At 74.2% G+C, this 18536-nt stretch carries 14 protein-coding genes; 2 read left to right on the plus strand and 12 right to left on the minus strand.

Going from position 1 to position 18536, the window contains the following annotated elements:
* Nucleotides 1–12: 12 nt before the first annotated feature.
* The 11 genes from AB0H75_RS33190 to AB0H75_RS33240 all read right to left on the minus strand — a co-directional run bounded on the left by AB0H75_RS33190 (nt 13) and on the right by AB0H75_RS33240 (nt 12254).
* Nucleotides 13–1260 (minus strand): MFS transporter, encoded by a 1248-nt coding sequence (locus AB0H75_RS33190; protein WP_367803292.1) that lies wholly within the window; start codon nt 1258–1260, stop codon nt 13–15.
* Nucleotides 1257–2645 carry an aldehyde dehydrogenase family protein gene (locus AB0H75_RS33195; protein WP_367803294.1) on the minus strand — a complete coding sequence of 463 codons (1389 nt, stop codon included), beginning with the start codon at nt 2643–2645 and terminating at the stop codon, nt 1257–1259. The genes AB0H75_RS33190 and AB0H75_RS33195 overlap by 4 nt, the downstream gene beginning before the upstream one ends.
* Nucleotides 2635–3528, minus strand: coding sequence for a carboxyvinyl-carboxyphosphonate phosphorylmutase (gene bcpA / locus AB0H75_RS33200; protein ID WP_367803296.1), 894 nt, complete (start codon nt 3526–3528; stop codon nt 2635–2637). Before bcpA ends, AB0H75_RS33195 begins: the two co-directional genes overlap by 11 nt.
* Nucleotides 3498–4739, minus strand: coding sequence for a hypothetical protein (locus AB0H75_RS33205; protein ID WP_367803298.1), 1242 nt, complete (start codon nt 4737–4739; stop codon nt 3498–3500). The genes bcpA and AB0H75_RS33205 overlap by 31 nt, the downstream gene beginning before the upstream one ends.
* Complete coding sequence (locus AB0H75_RS33210) at nt 4736–6007, minus strand: CMP-5'-phosphonoformate--3-phosphoglycerate phosphonoformyl transferase (RefSeq protein ID WP_367803300.1); 1272 nt, start codon at nt 6005–6007, stop codon at nt 4736–4738. The genes AB0H75_RS33205 and AB0H75_RS33210 overlap by 4 nt, the downstream gene beginning before the upstream one ends.
* The gene (locus AB0H75_RS33215; RefSeq protein WP_367803302.1) at nt 5958–6527 is read right to left on the minus strand and encodes an adenylyltransferase/cytidyltransferase family protein; all 570 of its coding nucleotides are present in this window, start codon (nt 6525–6527) and stop codon (nt 5958–5960) included. Before AB0H75_RS33215 ends, AB0H75_RS33210 begins: the two co-directional genes overlap by 50 nt.
* On the minus strand, nt 6524–7663 hold the full coding sequence (gene aepY, locus AB0H75_RS33220; protein ID WP_367803304.1) for a phosphonopyruvate decarboxylase: 1140 nt from the start codon (nt 7661–7663) through the stop codon (nt 6524–6526). Before aepY ends, AB0H75_RS33215 begins: the two co-directional genes overlap by 4 nt.
* A complete protein-coding gene (gene aepX, locus AB0H75_RS33225; protein WP_367803306.1) occupies nt 7660–8622 on the minus strand; it encodes a phosphoenolpyruvate mutase in 963 nt (320 codons plus the stop codon). The genes aepY and aepX overlap by 4 nt, the downstream gene beginning before the upstream one ends.
* A 16-nt stretch (nt 8623–8638) precedes the next feature.
* Entirely contained in the window at nt 8639–9649 is a 1011-nt protein-coding gene (locus AB0H75_RS33230; protein WP_367803307.1) for a C-terminal binding protein, read from the minus strand.
* Nucleotides 9650–9657: 8 nt separating this feature from the next.
* Entirely contained in the window at nt 9658–10980 is a 1323-nt protein-coding gene (locus AB0H75_RS33235; RefSeq protein WP_367803309.1) for a histidine kinase, read from the minus strand.
* Between the two features lie 95 nt (nt 10981–11075).
* A complete protein-coding gene (locus AB0H75_RS33240; protein WP_367803311.1) occupies nt 11076–12254 on the minus strand; it encodes an iron-containing alcohol dehydrogenase in 1179 nt (392 codons plus the stop codon).
* Nucleotides 12255–12782: 528 nt separating this feature from the next.
* On the opposite strand from AB0H75_RS33240, the gene AB0H75_RS33245 reads away from it, so the two are divergent.
* Together AB0H75_RS33245 and AB0H75_RS33250 are read left to right on the plus strand one after the other, a co-directional pair.
* Nucleotides 12783–15887 carry an amidohydrolase family protein gene (locus AB0H75_RS33245; RefSeq protein WP_367803313.1) on the plus strand — a complete coding sequence of 1035 codons (3105 nt, stop codon included), beginning with the start codon at nt 12783–12785 and terminating at the stop codon, nt 15885–15887.
* A 10-nt stretch (nt 15888–15897) separates the two neighbouring features.
* Nucleotides 15898–17154 (plus strand): MFS transporter, encoded by a 1257-nt coding sequence (locus tag AB0H75_RS33250; RefSeq protein WP_367803315.1) that lies wholly within the window; start codon nt 15898–15900, stop codon nt 17152–17154.
* A gap of 158 nt (nt 17155–17312) precedes the next feature.
* On the opposite strand, the gene AB0H75_RS33255 is transcribed toward AB0H75_RS33250, so the two are convergent.
* Nucleotides 17313–18533: an NADP-dependent isocitrate dehydrogenase gene (locus AB0H75_RS33255; RefSeq protein ID WP_367803317.1), complete on the minus strand. Its 1221-nt coding sequence runs from the start codon at nt 18531–18533 to the stop codon at nt 17313–17315.
* Between the last annotated feature and the right edge of the window lie 3 nt (nt 18534–18536).

Genomic DNA, 18536 nt, shown 5'->3' on the forward strand with positions numbered 1-18536 from the left:
CGTACCACCCCATCATCGGGCCTCCGGCGGGTCCAGACCCGGACGCGCCTGGCGCAACAGGCGGCGCATCGCCACGATGCCGGCCACGGGCCCGGCGGCGAGCACGGCGAACGCCCACCGCCAGCCGACCACCTGCTCGGCCAGGGGCACCAGCCAGATCGTGACGCCGGTCAGCAGGAAGCCGAAGGCCATCTGGAGGGTCAGCGCCGTCCCGACGTAGCTCTGGTCGGCGAGTTCGGTGGCCAGCGCGGAGAACTGCACCGAGTCCCCCGCCGCGCTGTAGCCCCACACCAGGCTGACGGCGACGAGCAGCCACAGCGGCCCGCCCGCCAGCAGGCCGACGCACGCGGAGCACGTCCCGGAGAGGGCCATCATGGCGATCGCGGTGCGCTCGCGCCCGAAACGGTCGCCGAGCACGCCGCCGGTGTGGTTGCCCAGCGCGGCGCTGGCGAAGACGGCGAAGGTGACGTAGGCCGCGAGGACGGGGCTCCCCGTCCCCTGCGCGCGGAGCGCCGCCGAGAAGAACAGCAGGAACCAGGTCCACATGGCGTACAGCTCCCACATGTGGCCCAGGTAGCCGATCATGGCCAGCCGGGTGCCCCGGTCCCGGAGGATGCGCCGGACCTGGCCGGAGTCCAGCACCGCGGCGGGGAACGGGTGGGGCCCCTCCCGGACGGCGGCCAGCGTGATCACTCCCCCGGCCACGGTCAGCAGCGAGGTGGCCACGATCACGGTGCGCCAGTTCAGCCCGCCGAGGCCGTTGATCAGGTGCGGGACGCCGGCGCTCAGCGACAGTGCCCCCACCATGGCGCCCATCGCCGCTCCGCGCCCGTGGCGGTACCAGGTGGAGATGAGCTTGAGCGCCGGCGGGTAGACGCCCGCGATGCACAGGCCCGTCGCGAACCTGGCCGCGCCGCCCGCGAGCGCGCCGCCGGCGAACAGCAGCGCGAGGTTGGCGGCGGCCGTCCCCAGGGAGCTCAGGAAGATCAGCCGGACCGGCGGCAGCACGTCGGACAGGACGAGCGCGGCCGACAGCACCGCGCCCGCCACGAACCCCCACTGCACGGAGACGGTCAGCCAGGCCGCGGCGCCCGTGGTGAGCCCCCACTCCTGCCGGAGCTGCGGGATCACCGCGGTCGCGGAGAACCAGGTCGTCTTCAGCAGCAGCAGCGAGCCGGACAGGACGAGCAGGGTGCGCAGCCGCGTCCCGCCGGCCGGCCGGCGGGCGGGCGCGCGTCCCACCGGCCGGCCCGCCGTCACGGCAGGGGGAGCGTGACGGTCTTGGTCACGCTCATCTCCCTGATCGAGTAGCGGATGCCCTCGCGCCCGAGCCCGCTGGCCTTCACCCCGCCGAACGGGATGTGCGGCGAGTCGAAGTGCGGCCCGGCGTTCAGGTTGACGGCGCCCACCCTCAGCTCGGCCGCGACCAGCATGAACGCCGCCACGTCCGAGGTGACCACGCCGGCCTGGAGGCCGTACCGGGTGCCGTTGGCCACGGCGATCGCCTCCCGCACGCCGCTCACGCGGATGACGGGGGCGACGGGCCCGAAGGTCTCCTCCACGACCAGCTCGGCGTCGCGGGGCACCTGGTCGAGCACGGCGGGCGCGAGCAGGGAGCCGTGCCGCTCCCCTCCGCACATCGGCTTGGCCCCGGCCGCCACCGCGTCCAGGACGCGCCGCTCCACCTCGGCCGCCGCCTCCTGGCTGATGAGCGGCCCCACGTCGGTCTCCGGGTCGCGCGGGTCGCCCGCCCGCTTGCGGCGGGCGGCCTCCACGAGCCCGGCGACCAGCTCCTCGGCGATCTCCTCGGCCGCGATGACGCGCTTGACGCCGCGGCACGACTGGCCCGCCGTGGCGAACGCGCCCTCGGCCGCCAGCCGCACCGCCAGCTCCACGTCGGCGTCGGGCAGCACGATGAGCGGGTCGTTGCCGCCCAGCTCCAGCAGGAGCTTCTTGCCCGCGGCCGCCGCCGCGACGGCCCGGCCGGTCGGCACGGAGCCGGTGAAGGTCACCATGTCCACCTCGGGGTGGCCGGCCAGCGCCGGGCCGATCACGCCGGGGGCCCCGGTCGTGACCACGAGCTGCTCGGGCGGCAGGCCGGCCTCCATGAGGATGCCGGCGAAGGCCAGGGCGGTCAGCGGCGTCTTCTCCGACGGCTTGAGCACGACCGGGCAACCGGCCGCGACGGCCGGCGCCACCTTGACCACGACCTGGTTGAGCGGCCTGTTGAACGGGGTGAGCGCGGCCACCACGCCGACGGGTTCGAGCAGGGTCACCGCCAGCCGGTCCTGCCCCGGCACGGGGATGCTCTCCCCGCGCAGCCGCTCGGCCTCCTCGGCGGCGACGGTGAGGTTGGCGACGGCCCGGTCGACCTCCTTGCGCGTCTCCTTGACGCACACCCCCGACTCGCCGGTGATCAGCGCGGACGTCGCCGCCGCCCGCTCGCTCAGCAGGGCGGCGGCCGCGCGCAGCACCTCGGCCCTGCGGCGGGGGCTCAGCGGCCGCCAGGCCGCCCGCATCCGCCGCAGCTCGCGGTCCAGCTCCTCGGGCGTGTCGGCCGGCACGGACCCGACCTGCCCGCCGTCGTACGGGTTGAGCACCGCCGACTGCTCGGCGGCCGGCCGCAGGGCGCCGTCACTGAACATGGTCGTCGTCCTTGACGACGAAGCGGGCCTCCAGCTCGGAGATCCGGGAGTAGTCGAACACCTCGAACAGCTCGTCGAAGGTCATCCGCAGGTCGTGGCGCTCCCAGAAGTTCTGCGTGGTGCCCTCGTCGCGCAGCGCGGCGAACACCTTGCGCAGGATCGTCGTGGCCGCGTACCAGCCGGACAGCGGGTAGATGGCCAGGTTGTAGCCGAGGTCCTGCAGCTCGCGGGTGGTCAGCCACGGCGTCTTGCCGCCCTCGACCATGTTGGCCAGCAGCGGCGCGTCGATCTCGTCCCTGACCCGCTTCATCTCGTCGACGTTGAGCATGGCCTCCAGGAAGATGCAGTCGGCGCCCGCCCGCACGTACTCCTTGGAACGCCGGATGGCCTCGTCCAGCCCGAGCTTCTCGCGGGCGTCGGTCCGGGCGATCAGCACCCAGTCGGGGTCGGTGCGGGCCTCCACCGCCGCCTCCAGCTTGCCGATCATCTCGCGGGTGGAGATGAGCCGCTTGCCCTCCAGGTGCCCGCAGCGTTTGGGCACCACCTGGTCCTCCAGGTGGCCGCCGACGATGCCGGCGCGCTCGAACTCGCGCACGCACCGCCAGGTGTTCATGGCGTTGCCGTACCCGGCGTCGATGTCCATGATCACCGGCAGGTCCACCGCCAGGCAGATGTTCTTGGCGTTCCACGCCATCTCGGTGATCGTGGTGAACCCGAGGTCGGGCAGCCCGAGCATCGCCGCCGAGGTGCCCGAGCCGGTCATGTGGACGGCGGGGAAACCGGCCTGCTCGATCACCTTCGCGCTCAGCGCGTCGTAGGCGCTGGGCACCACGAGGATCTCAGGGGCGAGCATCAGATCCTTGAACTGCTTGGCACGTGACATGCTGCTCCTTCGGGGGTGAGTGTCTCGGTGAGCCGGATGAGCTGGTTGTACTTGGCGATGCGGTCGCCCCGGCGCGGGCCGCCGATCTTGATCCACTCGGCGCCGACGGCCACCGCGAGGTCGCACATCGCGGTGTCCTCGGTCTCCCCCGAGCGGTGCGAGACGGCCAGGCGCAGGCCGAGGCCGCGGGCGGCGCGGGCGGCCGCCAGCGTGGCCGTGACGGTGCCGGCCTGCGACGGCTTGAGCAGCACGGCGTCGGCCAGTCCCGGCCGGACGCGGCCGGCGTCGGAGGCGAACAGGTCGTCGCCGACCACGGCCGCCCCGAGCTCCCTCGCGGCGGGCAGGAACGCCTGCCAGGCGCCGACGTCGGCCGGGTCGAAGGGGTCCTCGACGTACTCGATGCCGTGGGCGCGGACCAGCTCCAGCAGCAGCGCGGCGAAGTCCGCCGAGCCGTGCTCGCGGCCCTGGAAGCGGTAGCCGCGCTCCGTGCGCAGGTGCTCGGCGGCCACGTCCACGCCGAGCGTGCTCGCCGTGCCCGCGCGTGCCCGGCCGAGCGCGTCGAGCTGCCAGGCCAGGTCGCGACCGCCGGGCAGGAAGCCGCTGGAGGCGGAGATCGGCGCGGTGCCGTTCCCGTCCGCCATCGTGCGCTCCAGGGCGGCGTACGTGTCGAGCGCGACGCGCACGTCGCCCAGCGCGGAGCCGGACCGCGGGATGATCATGATCTGCTGGAAGGAGTCGGGCGCCGCCGTGCCGTGGATGCCGCCGGAGAAGGCGTTGACCAGCAGCCGCGGCAGTCCGGGGGTGAGCCCGGCGCGGCCGGCCAGCCACGCGTGGAACGGCTCGCCGGCCAGGGCCGCGGCGGCGCGGGCGTGGGCCAGCGACACCGCGAGGGTGACGTCCGCGCCCACGTGGTGCCGGTCGTCCAGCGCGCGCAGCCTGGCGTCCAGGTCCTCCTGGTCGTGTGTCACGCCGACCAGTTCGCCGCGCAGCAGGCGCCCGGTCTCGCTGTCGCGCAGCGGGCCGAGCGCTCCGGTACGCAGCCGGCGGCGGCGCTCCAGCCTGCCGGGCGCGATGGCCACGGCGCAGGAGCCCCTGCCGCGCGCCGGCCCCAGCCACACGTCCGCCTCCATCGTGGGGTGGCCGCGGGAGTCCAGGATCCCGCGCAGCGTCAGGTCGGTGATCGGCGTCGCCGCGCCTCCCGCTCCGGTCACGACCGCTCCCTCACCTTGGCCAGCCAGGGCATCAGCTCGCTGGCGCGGCCGATCGGCAGGCCGCCGCGGGAGACCGCCTCCTCGTCGAACCGCCTGACCGCGTCGGGCCTGATGCCGGGGCCCGCCACGGCGATGGGCACCTTGTCGTCGGTGTGGATGCCCGCCTCGCAGGGGGTGGCGTGGTCGCAGGTGACGACGAGCGTGTCGGACGGCCGGAGCGCGGCGCGCAGCGGCCCGATCAGGCAGGCGTCGAGGTCGGCGATGGCGCGGACCTTCTCCTCGGGCTGGTTGTCGTGGCCGGGCTCGTCGGGCCCCTTGATGTGCGCGAACACCACCTCGGCGGTGTCGGCGAGGAGGTGGGGCAGCAGCTCGGCGTAGAAGGCGGGCTCGCTCTGCCCGGGCGCGACCTTCGCCGTGGTGAAGGAGGCGCCGATGAGCCTGGCGAGCCCGCGTTCGGCGGGCACCTGCCCGTACATGGAGATCCGGGCGGCGGCGGGCGGCAGATCGGGTAGGACGTGCCCGCCGTCGCGGACCAGCAGGAGGTTGGCCGCCTTGCGGCCGGCCGCGGCCCTGCGGGCGTTGACCGCGCTGGCCTCCAGCACCTTGGCGCTCTGCGCGACGAAGGAGTTGACGAGGGAGGCGGTCAGCGCGGCGGCCGGGTCGTCGCTCAGCGGCCTGGCGGGCAGGGGCCGGTTGTCGTGCCCGCGCACCGGCACGCCGAACGGGCCCTGCTTGACGAACCCGGGGTCGGTGTTGGACACCTCGCCGGACAGCGGCCGGTTCCTGCTGGTGAAGGCCAGGATGCCGCGGTGGCGGCCCCACCCGGTGAGCCGCACCTCGACGCCGGGCTCCAGCCTGACCCTGTCGAGGATCTCGGCGACCAGCTCCTGCATCTCCTCGTCGGACAGGTCGCGGGAGGTGCGCCGGTCCAGGCGTCCCGTGGCGGTGTTGAGGCTGGCGAAGTTGATCCGGAACGCCACCGAGTGGCCCTCGGGATCCCAGTAGCGGTTGCCGAACCCCTCCAGGGGGCCGCGGCCGGTGTAGTGGACGGCGGGGTCGTAGCCGAGCAGCGCCATCGCGCCCGAGTCGGACTCGGGCGGGATGCCCGGCGCGATCACCTCCAGCAGCCCGGTGCGGCCGTCGGCGGCGAGCCGGTCCAGGTGCGGGGTGACGGCCGCCTGGAACGGCGTGCGGCCGCGCAGCGCCCCGACGGGCCGGTCAGCTCCCCCGCACAGCGCCATCAGATACAGCTTGCCTGATCCGCTCATCGATCCCCCTCTCCTCGATCACGGCGGCGACGGCGGCGGGGACGAGCGGCCGCCAGTCGCCGCCGGAGGCGATGGCCCGCCGGACGCGGCCGCCGCTGATCGGCTTGTCGGTGCGCCGCCACATGACCTCGGTCGTCAGGCCCAGCTCGGCGAACCTGGCCACCTTGGTCTCGCCCCACTCGTCGTAGACGGTGAGGAAGTAGACGGCCTCGGGCGGCGCGTAGTAGGCCAGCCGCTCGGGGAAGCTGTGCGGGAACGGCACGATGCGCAGCCGCCGCCCGGCCGCGCCGGCTTCGGCCAGCGCCCCCTCGACCATGAGGTAGCGCTCGTAGTAGGTGCAGGGGTTGCTCTCGGCGGTGCCGCGCTCCGGGTCGGTCTCCTCGAAGGCGACCAGCGTGGGGTCGGGGTTGGTGATGCCGACGACCAGGACGTCGCAGCGGGCCGCCCCGGCCAGCAGGTACTCCAGGTGGCCGAGGTGCAGGGGCTGGAAGCGGCCGTGGATGACGCCGACGGGGCTCATGGCCGCGTTCCCGTCACGAAGCCCCTGAAGCGCCTGGCGACCTCGGAGGGGTGGACGCTCGGCCGGCCGAGCGAGGCCATCGAGCCCGGGCTGATCCGCAGGTGGACGAGGGCCGGCCCCGGCTCCTCCAGCGCCGCCCGCAGCGCGTCGCCGAAGCCGTCCAGCCCGGCGCAGCGGTGCACGCGGGCGTACCCGCACGCGGCGGCGACCGCGGGGAAGTCCACCTGGTGGGCCAGGCTGCGCTGGCCGCCGGTCGAGTCGTGCACCCCGTTGTCCAGCAGGACGTGCGTGAGGCCGGGCGGGGCGTGCGCGCCCACCGCGGCCATCGTGCCCAGCCGCATCAGGGCCGCGCCGTCGCCGTCCACCACCACCACGGGCCTGGAGGTGTGCCGGGCCACGCCGAGCCCGACCGCGACGGCCGACCCCATCGCGCCCACCATGTAGAAGTGCTGCGGCCGGTCGGCGATGGTGTACAGCTCGCGGCTGGTCTTGCCGGTGGTGGACACCACGGCCGCCGAGTCCGGCAGCACCGAGAGCAGGCGCTCCAGCGCGGCGGCCCTGGTGGGCGGGCCGCCGTCCCGGCCGTGCCGGGCCACGACCGGGACGGCGGGGGCCGGCGGGGCCGCCTCGTGCAGCGGCTCCGGCCTGACGATCCCGTCGCGCAGGACGAACGCGTGGGGCAGCCGGGTGCGCCCCATCGCCGACCAGCCCTCGTCCAGGCACGCCTCCAGCTCGCTCTCCTCCGCGGGCACCAGGGTGTGCCCGATCCGCATGAGGTCGAGCAGCGAGCCGGTGATCTCGCCCATGAGCCGGTGCTGCGGCTCGTCGGGCCGGCCCGGCTCCCCCCGCCAGGTGACGACGAGGGGGACGGGGATCTCGGCGGGGTGGTTGAGCGACGTGAGCGGGTTGACCATGTTGCCGAGGCCGGAGTTCTGGGCGATGACGCACGCGGTCACGCCGGCCAGCCAGCAGCCCGACGCGATGGCCACCGCCTCGCCCTCGTGGGTGGCCGGCAGGTATCCCGGCCCCGAGGCCACCCGGTTGATCAGCGGGGTCAGGTAGGAGCAGGGCACGCCGGTCACGTCGCTCACCCCGCGCCCGGTCAGTCCTTTCAGCAGCGCCTGGGCATCGATCACGAGCGCGGCTCCCGTGCGGTCACCAGGCCGGCGATGCCGGACGCCTCCTCGCCGTACCGCTTCTCGTCCTCGGCCAGCTTCTGGTACTTCATCAGCGAGAACAGCTCGTCCAGCGAGGCGATGCCGGCCTCCACCGCGACCGGGCCGTCACGGCGCAGCGACCGGCAGGCCTCCCGCATCGCGGCGAGCGAGGCGCGCATGCTCTGGTTGGCCCAGATCACGCCGGAGATGCCGAGCCTGACGTACTCCTTCATGGGCGTCGCGTGGTAGGTGGTGGGCGCGATCACCAGGGGCAGGCGCGAGCGCCACTCCTCGGCGAACAGGGCGATCTCCTTGACCGTGGACTTCCTGGAGTGGATGAAGATGGCGTCGGCCCCGGCCTGCCGGTAGGCCTCGGCCCTGCGCAGCGCCTCCTCCAGCCCGGCGCCCGCGATGAGCGCCTCGATCCGCGCCACGACGACGAACTCCGGATCGACCAGCACCTCGCGGCAGGCGGCGATCTTCCCGCAGAACTCGCCGATCGGGGCGAGCTCGTGGCCGTCGCCCACGAACGAGTTCATCTTGGGGAAGAGCTTGTCTTCCAGGCAGACGCCCGCGGCGCCGATGCGCTCGGCGCGGGCGGTGAACCGGCGGGCGGTGTTGAAGTTGCCGTGCCCGGTGTCGCCGTCGACCAGCACCGGCAGTCCCGATGCCTCCACGACGCGGGCCGCCATGTCCAGCAGCTCCGTCCACGAGGCCTCGTCGCTGTCGCGGACCCCCAGGGCCGTCGAGATGCACAGGCCCGACGCCCACAGGGCGGGGAATCCCGCCTCGGCCGCGACGCGCGCGCTCAGGCCGTCGTGCGCGCCCATGAGAACGGCGGGCTCGGGGCCGTTGAGCAGCGCCCGCAGGCGGCTTCCCGGGCTGGACTCGGTGCCCGCCATGGACCATTGGCGCTGTGTCGCGCCGTTTGTGCTCATGGCTTTCTCCTTCTTCTCAGGTGATGCGGCAGTCGGCCGGCGGCCGGTCGCCGCTCAGCACGGCCATGACGCCCTGCGCCACCCGCCGTCTGAGGCTGCGTTCCGACTCCGCCGACAGGAAGGCGCGGTGCGCGGAGACCACCACGTCGTCGCGGTCGAGCAGCGCGCGGGCCACGGGGTCGTCGTTGGGGTCCTCGGGGCTGAACACGTCGGAGGCGAAGCCGCCGAGCGTCCCCCTCCGCAGGGCGTCGCGGACGGCGGCGAGCTCGACCAGCCGGCCCCTGGCCGTGTTGACCAGGAGCGTGCCGGGCCTGGCGCGGCCGAGCGCGGCCGCGCCGACCAGCTCGCGGGTCTCCTCGGTGAGGGCGGCGTGGATCACCACGGCGTCGCAAGCGGCGAACAGCTCGCCCAGGTCATCGGCCGCCCGCACGCCATGGCCGGCCATCAGGTCGGCCGACACGTACGGGTCGTAGGCCCACACCTGGCCGTAGAAGGCGTGCAGCTTCCTGGCGGTGGTCCGGCCGATGCGGCCGAAGCCGACGATGCCCGCCGTCCGCCCGGCCAGGCGCCGGGGCACGCCGCCCGCGTGGATGTTCCACCGGCCGGCCTTGACCAGCCGGTCCTGGGTGCAGACCTTGCGTTCCAGCGCCAGCAGCAGGGCGAGGGTGTGGGTGCTCACCTCGTCGCCGCAGTAGTCGGGGACGTTGAAGCCGGCGATGCCGTACGAGGCCAGCAGCGGCGCGTTGAGGTTGTCCACGCCCACGCCGCTGCGCGCCACGACCTTGCAGCCCGGTCCCGCGGCGTCCAGGAGCTCCTTGGTCACCTGGCACCGGTAGATCACCAGCGCGTCGGCGCCCCGTACGTGCCGCAGGAAGCTCGGGCCCTCGATCAGGTAGCCGTCGGCGAACAGGCCGAGGTCGAGGTCGGCGCCGGCGCCGAACACCTCGCGCTCGATGTCGGCGAGGGCCGGGTCGGGCCGGCCGCTCTCGTCGAGGGCCCAGGCCGGATCGGTGTAGACGATGCGCATGGCCTCCCCTAGGAGTCGTAGCCCCAGCTTCTGCCGTCACGGCGGCCGCGGCGCAGCGTCGCGGCGGGGGCGTAGGTGTTGCTCAGCTCGTACAGGTCCAGGTAGGTCAGGTGCCGCCCGGAGCCCAGCTTGATCAGGGACCCGTCGCCCGACCAGCGGTGCCTGACGAAGGGCGCCACCCAGGCGGTGCCGTCGGCGTCCAGCTCGCGGGACTCGGTGCCGCCGTCGGCGGTGATCCAGTGCAGGCGCAGGTCGCCGCCGGTCACCAGGTAGTGGGTCTCGGCGGGTTCGAGCAGGTCGGCGCCCTCCTCGCCGCTCACCCGCAGGTAGAGCCCGGACAGGTCGGGCAGGTGCGGCGCCCCGGCCAGCGAGGTCACCCGGTAGCCGCGGAAGTCCCGGGCCTCGCGGCGGCACTCCGCGACGTCCTTGTAGGTCTTGCCGACGGCGTCGTGCCGCAGCTCCCTGCGCAGCAGCAGCCGGTCGTCGAGGCCGAGCCGCCAGCCCAGCTCGCGCAGGTCCTCCACGCCCCCGTACTCCAGGGCGGCGGCCAGTTTCTCCCCGCTCGTCCCGAGCGCGGCGGCGGCCGACTCGACGGTGTGGCCCCGGCGGGCCAGCAGGAGCTCGGCCAGCGCCCGCGGCGACGGCTCGCGGTCGAGCCAGCCGAACAGTTCCTCCGCCGCCGGCTCCGACCAGTCGTTGACGTCCTCCAGCAGCGCCGCCAGGTTCGACTGGCCGGTGTAGGAGACGATGCGGGCCGGGGCGTCGGAGGCGAGCGAGTAGCTGTGCGGGCAGTAGGAGGGCTCCAGGTAGGAGTCGCCGACGATCCACGGGTCCTCGCCCTTGTTGGCCGCGATGACCTGCCAGGTGGCGTCGGTCAGCTCCTCCCCCCAGCGGCCGTGGATGTCGCCGGGGCCGAGGTTGACGGTGATCGCGGGTTCGAGGTGCCCGTTGTTGAGCGCCGGCAGGCGGTCGGCGGGGCAGAGGATGTCCAGGATGACCGGCGCGACCGCGCCCGGCGGGGCGGCCATCGTGTAGTAGTTGTAGAAGTGGATGCCGTCGCGCTGGATGGGGCGGCGGGTCGCGCGCAGCTGCTCGGCCGTCCGGGTCACCACGGTCAGGTCGCGGCGGCCGCTGGCCGACAGGCGCTCGGGCTCGACGCCCAGCGCCCGGGTGAGGGCGGCCACCTCCGTCTCCGGCCACTCGCCGCCGCCCGGCTCGTCCAGCAGGCCCGCCAGGCGCGCGTGGTCGAGTCCGGCGGCCTCGGCGACCTGCCGGACCGTCATCTTGCGTACGTTCATCCAATGGACGACCTTGTAGGTGTCAAGGCGCATGCTCGCCTCCGAGAGGTGTCCGAGCGATGGTCAGGACCTTGCGGGGTGGAGCGGAAGAGGGTGCTGGTGGGGGGGTCGCCGGAGCCGCGCTCCGGTCACGACCCGAGGAGCCGCGCCAGGGTGGGCACGTCGAGGTGGCGCGGGTTGTTGCCGGCGCGGTCGTAGCCGAGCGCCTGGCGGGCGATCCAGTGCGCGTCCCGGCCCAGGTCGGGCACGCCGGGCAGGTCCGCCCTGCCCAGGAACGCCTCCACCCGCCGCGCGAGCGTGCCGGCGTCGGCGGCTCCCGCCGCGGCGGCCACGGCCGCGATGGCCTGGCGCACCCGGCCGGGGCCGCGGGCGTCGGCGCAGTCGTCGGCCCGCACCGCCGCGTTGAAGCGCGTCACCCTGGCCAGGGTGATGCCGCACGCGTGGCCGTGGCCCAGGCCGTAGCGCAGGGTCAGCGGGTAGGACAGGGCGTGGCACAGCGTGGTGCCCGCGCGGGCGATGGCCCGTCCCGACAGGTGCCCGGCCACGAGCAGGGCGTCCCGCTCGCCGGCGGACGGCGTGGTGGGCGGCCGGTCGAGCAGGCCGGCCAGCCGGCTCCAGGCCGCCGCGCCCAGCGCCTCGGCCCGCGCGTCCGCCCTGGTCGACCAGGCCGCCTCCACGCCCTGCGCGAGCGTGTCGAGCATGCTGCCGGCGAGCTGCGCCGGGGGGAGGCCGATCAGCAGGTCGGGGTCGAGGATCGCGGCCGCCGGCCGTACCGGCTCGCCTCTGAGCGAGAGCTTGCGGCCTTTCTCGACGTCCCAGACGGTGGCGAACGGGGTGGACTCGGCGCCGGTGCCGGGCGTCGAGGGCAGGGCCACCACGGGCAGCCCCTCGCCCGGCGTGCCACCGCGGCATGCCCGCGCCACCAGCTCCGGGGAGATCTCGGGCTCCGTGGCGAGGGCCGCGGCGGCCTTGGCCGCGTCCATGACGCTGCCGCCGCCCGCTGCGACCACCACCTCGGCGCGGTGCTCGCGGACCGCGCGGGCCAGCTCGGCGACCGAGGCCGGGGTCGGCATGCCCGCCTGCGCGCCCACCCGGAGGGGCAGCGGGCGCAGCGCGGCGAGCAGCGTCGCCGACCACGGGCGGCCGGCGAACCCGGCGCCGGTGACCAGGAACACCCGCGGCGAGCGCCGCCGGTCCCGTGCCACGGCCCGCACCTCCTCGGCGACCGCGCGGGTGAGGCCTGCTCCGATCAGCGTCCGCGGAGCACCGAACAGGAGCATCTCGGCAGCGGCAGGAGGAGCAGACATGAATGACAGACCTCTTCGAGAAAGGAGAAAAAAGCACGGAATGACTGAGGAATGCACCGCGATGTCATGGGAAACGCAATGCGATTGGCCGATCGGGTCGATCGGCCGGCCCCCTTCATTCGCCAACACAACACAGCGACTCGAACAAGCACAAGCACTGGCGGGTAGTCGCCGAGCCACGTCCGGTGACCGGCATCCCGCCGGTCCACGGAGTACGGCGAGGTTAAGCGTGCATTCATCGACAATTCAACCTTGCCGGATATCACTATCACGTTTTGATAACGGCGGATGAACCGGCGGGCACACCACTTTCCCCGGTACATTGCCGGCGACCACCAGAAAACATAAAGATCAACTTAGAGCGGGAGGTGGCACCATCACGAAATGCGATTCACCCGGTCCGGGCCGGCGGGCAGGTCATGAGTGTTCCGGTTGCGTCCCGTCTCGGCCCGACCCCGTATCCAGGCGGCCCTTCATGTCGTTGAGACAAAGCGCCGATCGACGTCTCCGCGAAAGGCAGGGTCAATCATGGAAGGCTTCACCAGACGGCGTTTCATCCAGACCGCGGCGGTCACCGGTGTCGTCGCGGGCTCGATGCCCGCGACGGCCGCCGTCGCCGCGGCACCATCCAGGACGCTCACCTTCACCGGCCTCACCAACGGCACCGTGACCGCCTCGCCCGCGGCCGACCGGCTCATCGTGGAGGTGCAGGGCATCCTGTGGTCCCTGCCCAGGACGGGCGGCAAGGCCAGGGCCCTGACCACCCCCGACCTGGAGCCCACCCGCCCCACCTGGTCCCCCGACGGCTCCGCCGTGGCGCTGTGCGCCTACAAGGGCGGCGGCTTCCACATCTGGACCATGGCGCCCGACGGCTCCGGGCTGCGCCGGCTCACCGACGGGCCCTGGGACGACAGGGGCGTGAGCTGGTCGCCCGACGGCAGCCGCGTCGCGTTCGCCTCCGAGCGCGGCGGGGACCCCGCGGCCGGCAGCTTCTACCACATCTGGACCGTGGACGTGCGGACCGGGCGGCTGACCCAGCTCACCGACGGCCCGCAGAACGACTACGACCCCGCCTGGTCCCCCGACGGCCGCGTCCTGTTCGTCAGGGCCGACGCGGCCGGCGCCAGGACCATCGCCGCGGTGCCGGGCGCGGGCGGCGCGGTGAGCGTGGTCCGCACCCTGGACACCGGCTCCGTCGTGTGCCCCGCCGTCTCGCCCGACGGCTCGCGCGTCGCCTACGTCCACCTCACCACGGACGACAGCGGCCCCGTGGCCACGCTCGCCGTGGACGGCCGGCCGGTCACCCAGGGCGAGGACGTCTTCGCGGTGCCGCCCGTCTGGCTGTCGGCCGACGAGCTGCTCTACCTCGCCGACGGCAAGATCCTCACCCGGCGGGTGGCGGCGTCCCCCGGCGCCGCCACGGCCATCCCGTTCACCGCCACCGCCGGCGTGGAGCGGCCGGCCTACCGGCGCAAGCGCTACGACTTCCGCTCGGCCCGGACGCGGGACGTACGCGGGCTCAACCAGCCCGTGCTCTCCCCCGACGGCAGGTCGGTGGCCTTCACCGCGCTCAACGCCCTGTGGGTGGCGCGCACCGGCGAGGAGCCGCGCAAGCTCGTGCAGGCCGCGCCGGAGCACTACGTGCAGAGCCCCGCCTGGACCCCCGACGGCCGCGGCGTGCTCTACTGCAGCGACAAGGACGGCCTCAACGCCGTCTACCGGCACGACCTGGCCGGCGGCGCGGAGACCACGCTCGCCACCGGCGGCCGGGTCAACCCGGCGCTGTCGCCCGACGGCACCCGGCTCGCCTGCCACGACATGAGCGGCAACCTGCTGGTGCGCGACCTGGCCACCGGCGAGGAGCGCACGCTCGCGGCGCCCCTGGGAGCGGGCGGGCTGCCCGGGCCGCCCACCTGGTCGCCCGACGGCCGCTTCCTGGCCTGCGCCGACCGCAACCGGATCACCGCGCGCTTCCGCGAGGGCTACAACCTCATCAGGGTCGTCGACACCGGCACCGGCCAGGCCGTGCTGCACGCGCCCCTGGGCCACACGTCGCTGTCGGACCGCTACGCCTCGGGCCCCGTGTGGTCGCCCGACGGCCGGTGGATGGCGCTGGTCGCCGAGACGGCCCTGTGGGTGCTCCCGGTCAACGCCGACGGCTCCCCCGCGGGGCCGACCCGCCGCCTCACGGACGAGTCCGCCGACTTCCCCTCCTGGTCCGGCGACTCGCGCACCATCCTCTACCTGTCCGACGGGACGCTGCGCACCGTCCAGCCCGACGGGGGCGGCAGGCGCGCCCGGCCCGTGCGCCTGCAGTACCGCCACCGCGCGCCCGCCCCGCCCGCGGTGACCCGCATCCACGCCGGCCGCCTGTGGGACGGCACCGGCGAGCACGTCAGGCGGGACGTGGACATCGTCGTGCGCGGCTCCACCATCGTCGGCGTCGAGGCGCACCGGGCGCCGCGCGCCGGCGAGCGCTCCGTCGACGCCACCGCCCACACCGTGCTGCCCGGCCTGTGGGACTCCCACGTGCACCCCTGGAACCCGACCTACGGCAACCGGCAGAACCTCGCCAACCTGGCCTACGGCATCACCTCCACCGTCTCCTTCGGCGGGTTCGCCTACGAGGGCGCGCGCATCCGCGAGGCGCTGGCCGCGGGCGAGCTGGTCGGGCCGCGCCTGTTCGCGACCGGCGAGCTGATCGACGGCGACCGGGTGGCGTACAGCATGGGGCGGGCGCACCGCACCCGCGACGGGCTGCGCCGCACGCTGCGCAGGGCGGTCGCGCTGGACTTCGACTTCGTCAAGACGTACGTGCGCGCCCCCGGCTGGATCATGGCGGAGGGCGCCCGCGTCGCCCACTCCGAGCTGGGCGTGCTCTCGGGCAGCCACCTGGCCTACCCCGGCGTCAACGTCGGCCAGGACCTGACCACCCACCTGCAGGCCACCCAGCGGCTGGAGCAGGGCCACCAGGTCTCCACCCTGGGCCGCGCCTACCAGGACGTCGAGGAGATCTACCGGGAGCCCGACTTCCACCTCGTCGCCACGCCGTTCTCGGCGTTGCAGCTCCTCGGCGCCGCGCCCGAGCTGGCCGACGACGTGCGCGTGGCCGCGCTGCTGCCGCCCTGGGACGTGGCCCTGGTCAGGACGACCGCCGCGGAGGCGCCCACCCGGGCCGAGCTGGTCAGGATCGAGACCGAGGTGGAGGTCTACAAGCGCATGCTGCGCGACGAGCCCGGGGGCATCGTGCTGGGCACGGACTCGCCGCTCTACCCCGTCGGGCTGCACCTGCACCTCGGCCTGCGCGCGCTGCACCGGTACGGCGTCACGCCGCTGCAGGCGCTGCGCATGGTCACGGTGCTGCCGGCCCGGGTGTTCGGCGTCGCGGACCAGCTCGGCACGGTCGAGCCGGGCAAGCTGGCGGACCTCACGTTCGTCGCCGGGGATCCGTTCACCGACTTCGACAGCCTGATCGACACCCCGATGACGATGCGTGACGGCGTCCTGTACCGGCAGGAGGACCTGGTGGGCGCCTATCCGCGGACGCTCGCCGCGACGGCGGCGGGCACCGACTGGCTGGCGACGTCCGTGGCCATGCGCAAGGACGGCTGCTGCTCCGACCACGGAGGATGAGGTTTCTGCCATGGAGGGACAGGTGAAGGTCCGCCAGCGGGCCCGGATCCCGGCCGGCTGGCGCGTGGTGGTCGCCCTGGCCGTCACCCAGACGGTCGGCTGGGGGGTGCTCTACTACGCCTTCGCCGTGTTCCTCAACCCCCTGCAACGCGACCTGCACGCCTCCGCCGGCCAGGTGACCGGCGCCTTCACCCTCGCGGTGCTCATCACGGGGGTGGCGGCGCCGGTGGTCGGCCGCCTGCTCGACCGCTACGGCGGGCGCGGGCTGATGACCGCCGGCTCGGTCGTCGGCACCCTGGCGATGCTGGCCTGGTCGCGCGTGGAGAGCCTGCCCGCCCTGTACGCGGTGCTCGCGGCCGTCGGCGTCGCCTCGGCGCTGGCGCTGTACGAGCCCGCCTTCGCCGTGGTGGTGGCGTGGTTCGACCCGGACCGGCGGGCCAACGCGCTGCTGGCGGTGACGCTGATGGCCGGGTTCGCCTCCACGATCTTCATGCCCCTCACGGCGCTGTTCGTGGAGCGGTACGGCTGGCGCACGGCCTCGGTGCTGCTGGCGGTGATCTTCGGCCTGACGACGATCCCGCTGCACGCCTTCTTCGTGCGCCGGCCGGCCCGGCCCGCCGGGGAGCCCGCAGGGGAGCGTGCCGAGGAGTCCGCCGAGGAGTCCGGCGGGGACGGCGGGGACGGCGGCGGGCTCGACCAGGTGACGCTCAGGCAGGCCCTGCGCGGCCGGGCCTTCTGGCTGCTGGCGGTGGCGTTCGTGGCGCACAGCGCGGCCATCGCGATCATGGCGGTCCACCTGCTCGCCTACCTCGTCGAGCTGGGGCATCCGCCCACCTTCGCGGCGGCCGTCACCGGCCTGCTCGGCGTGCTGTCGGTGACGGGCAGGCTGGTGGCCACCGGCCTGCAGCGGCGCCACCGGGCCGCGACGGTCACCGCCGTGGTCTTCGCCGTGCAGGCCGTGGCCGTGGCCGTGCTGCCGCCCGTCGGCGCCAGCACGGTGGGCGCGATCGCCTGCGTGATCGCCTTCGGCATCGGCTTCGGCGTGGGGACGATCGCGCGGCCGCTGCTCATCGCCGAGCGGTACGGCGCCCCCGCCTACGCCACGATCGCGGGGGCCCTGGCGCTGCCGACCATCCTGGCCAAGGCGCTCGGCCCGCTGGGGGCCGCCGTCCTCAGCCAGGCGGTCGGCTACCCGGCCGTCATGCTGGTGGTCTGCGCGTGCAGCATCGTGGCCTCGGCGCTGCTGGTCGCCTACGCCAGGTCGTAGCGAGCCTGGCCGTGGCGAGCCGGCCCCGTGGCGAGCCTGGCCGTAGCGGGCCTGGCCGTGGCGAGCCTGGCCGTGGCGGGCCTGGCCGTAGCGGGCCTGGCCGTGGCGAGCCGGCCCGTGGCGAGCCGGCCCCGTGGCGGGCCGGCTCGCAGCCGGTCTCAGCCGTCGTCCCCGCGCAGGGCGCCGAGCCGCTCGGCCACGGCGGCGACGAAGTCCTCGGTGCTCAGCCAGCTGTCGGCGCCCGCCAGCAGGGCCAGGTCCTTGGTCATGTGGCCCGACTCGACGGCCGCCACGCACGCCTCCTCCAGCGTGGCGGCGAACCCGGTCACCTCCGGCGTGCCGTCCAGCCGCCCCCGGTGGGCGAGGGCGCGCGCCCAGGCGTAGATCGACGCGATCGGGTTGGTGGAGGTCGGCTCGCCGCGCAGGTGCAGCCGGTAGTGGCGGGTCACCGTGCCGTGCGCCGCCTCCGCCACCGCGGTGCGGCCGTCGGCCGTCATCAGCACCGACGTCATCAGCCCCAGCGAGCCGAAGCCCTGCGCGACGAAGTCGGACTGCACGTCGCCGTCGTAGTTCTTGCACGCCCACACGAAGCCGCCGGCGGACTTGAGCGCCTGGGCCACCATGTCGTCGATCAGCCGGTGCTCGTAGACGATGCCCGCCCGCTCGAAGGCGTCCCTGAACTCGCTGTCGTACGTCTCGGCGAACACGTCCTTGAAGCGCCCGTCGTAGGCCTTCAGCACCGTGTTCTTGGTCGACATGTACAGCGGCAGCGCGCGGTCCAGCGCGTAGCGCATGGTGGCCCTGGCGAAGTCGCGGATCGACGCGTCGAGGTTGAACATCCCGAGCACGACGCCGGCGCCGCGGAACTCGGCCACCTCCCGCTCGATCGGCTCGCCCCCGTCGTCGGGCACGTAGACCAGCCGGACGACGCCCGGCCGGGGGACGGCGAAGTCGGTCGCCTCGTACTGGTCGGCGTGCGCGTGCCTGCCGATGACGATCGGGCCGGTCCAGCCGGGCACCAGCCGCGGGACGTTCCGCATGACGATGGGCTCGCGGAAGATGACGCCGCCGAGCAGGTTGCGGATCGTGGCGTTGGGCGAGGTCCACATCCTCTTCAGCCCGAACTCCGCCACGCGCGGCTCGTCCGGGTTGATGGTGGCGCACTTGACGCCCACCTGGTGCTTGCGCACGGCGTGGGCGGCGTCGAGCGTCACCTGGTCGCCGGTGGCGTCCCGGTTCTGGATGGACAGGTCGTAGTAGTCCAGCTCGACGTCGAGGTGCGGCAGGACGAGCCGGTCCTTGACCAGCCCCCAGATGACCCTGGCCATCTCGTCGCCGTCGAGGTCGGCCACCGGGCCGCGTACCTGGATCTTCCTCATGAC

Source organism: Nonomuraea sp. NPDC050783 (assembly GCF_040802095.1).
Classification (GTDB): Bacteria; Actinomycetota; Actinomycetes; order Streptosporangiales; family Streptosporangiaceae; genus Nonomuraea.

What these genes read in the sequence shown, in the direction of transcription:
- AB0H75_RS33255 (WP_367803317.1), bottom strand. Translation starts at nt 18,533, where the DNA reads ATGAGGAAGATCCAGGTACGCGGCCCGGTGGCCGACCTCGACGGCGAC.
- AB0H75_RS33240 (WP_367803311.1), bottom strand. Translation starts at nt 12,254, where the DNA reads ATGTCTGCTCCTCCTGCCGCTGCCGAGATGCTCCTGTTCGGTGCTCCG.
- AB0H75_RS33215 (WP_367803302.1), bottom strand. Translation starts at nt 6,527, where the DNA reads ATGAGCCCCGTCGGCGTCATCCACGGCCGCTTCCAGCCCCTGCACCTC.
- AB0H75_RS33250 (WP_367803315.1), top strand. Translation starts at nt 15,898, where the DNA reads ATGGAGGGACAGGTGAAGGTCCGCCAGCGGGCCCGGATCCCGGCCGGC.
- AB0H75_RS33210 (WP_367803300.1), bottom strand. Translation starts at nt 6,007, where the DNA reads ATGAGCGGATCAGGCAAGCTGTATCTGATGGCGCTGTGCGGGGGAGCT.
- AB0H75_RS33245 (WP_367803313.1), top strand. Translation starts at nt 12,783, where the DNA reads ATGGAAGGCTTCACCAGACGGCGTTTCATCCAGACCGCGGCGGTCACC.
- aepX (WP_367803306.1), bottom strand. Translation starts at nt 8,622, where the DNA reads ATGAGCACAAACGGCGCGACACAGCGCCAATGGTCCATGGCGGGCACC.
- AB0H75_RS33195 (WP_367803294.1), bottom strand. Translation starts at nt 2,645, where the DNA reads ATGTTCAGTGACGGCGCCCTGCGGCCGGCCGCCGAGCAGTCGGCGGTG.
- AB0H75_RS33235 (WP_367803309.1), bottom strand. Translation starts at nt 10,980, where the DNA reads ATGCGCCTTGACACCTACAAGGTCGTCCATTGGATGAACGTACGCAAG.
- AB0H75_RS33230 (WP_367803307.1), bottom strand. Translation starts at nt 9,649, where the DNA reads ATGCGCATCGTCTACACCGATCCGGCCTGGGCCCTCGACGAGAGCGGC.
- bcpA (WP_367803296.1), bottom strand. Translation starts at nt 3,528, where the DNA reads ATGTCACGTGCCAAGCAGTTCAAGGATCTGATGCTCGCCCCTGAGATC.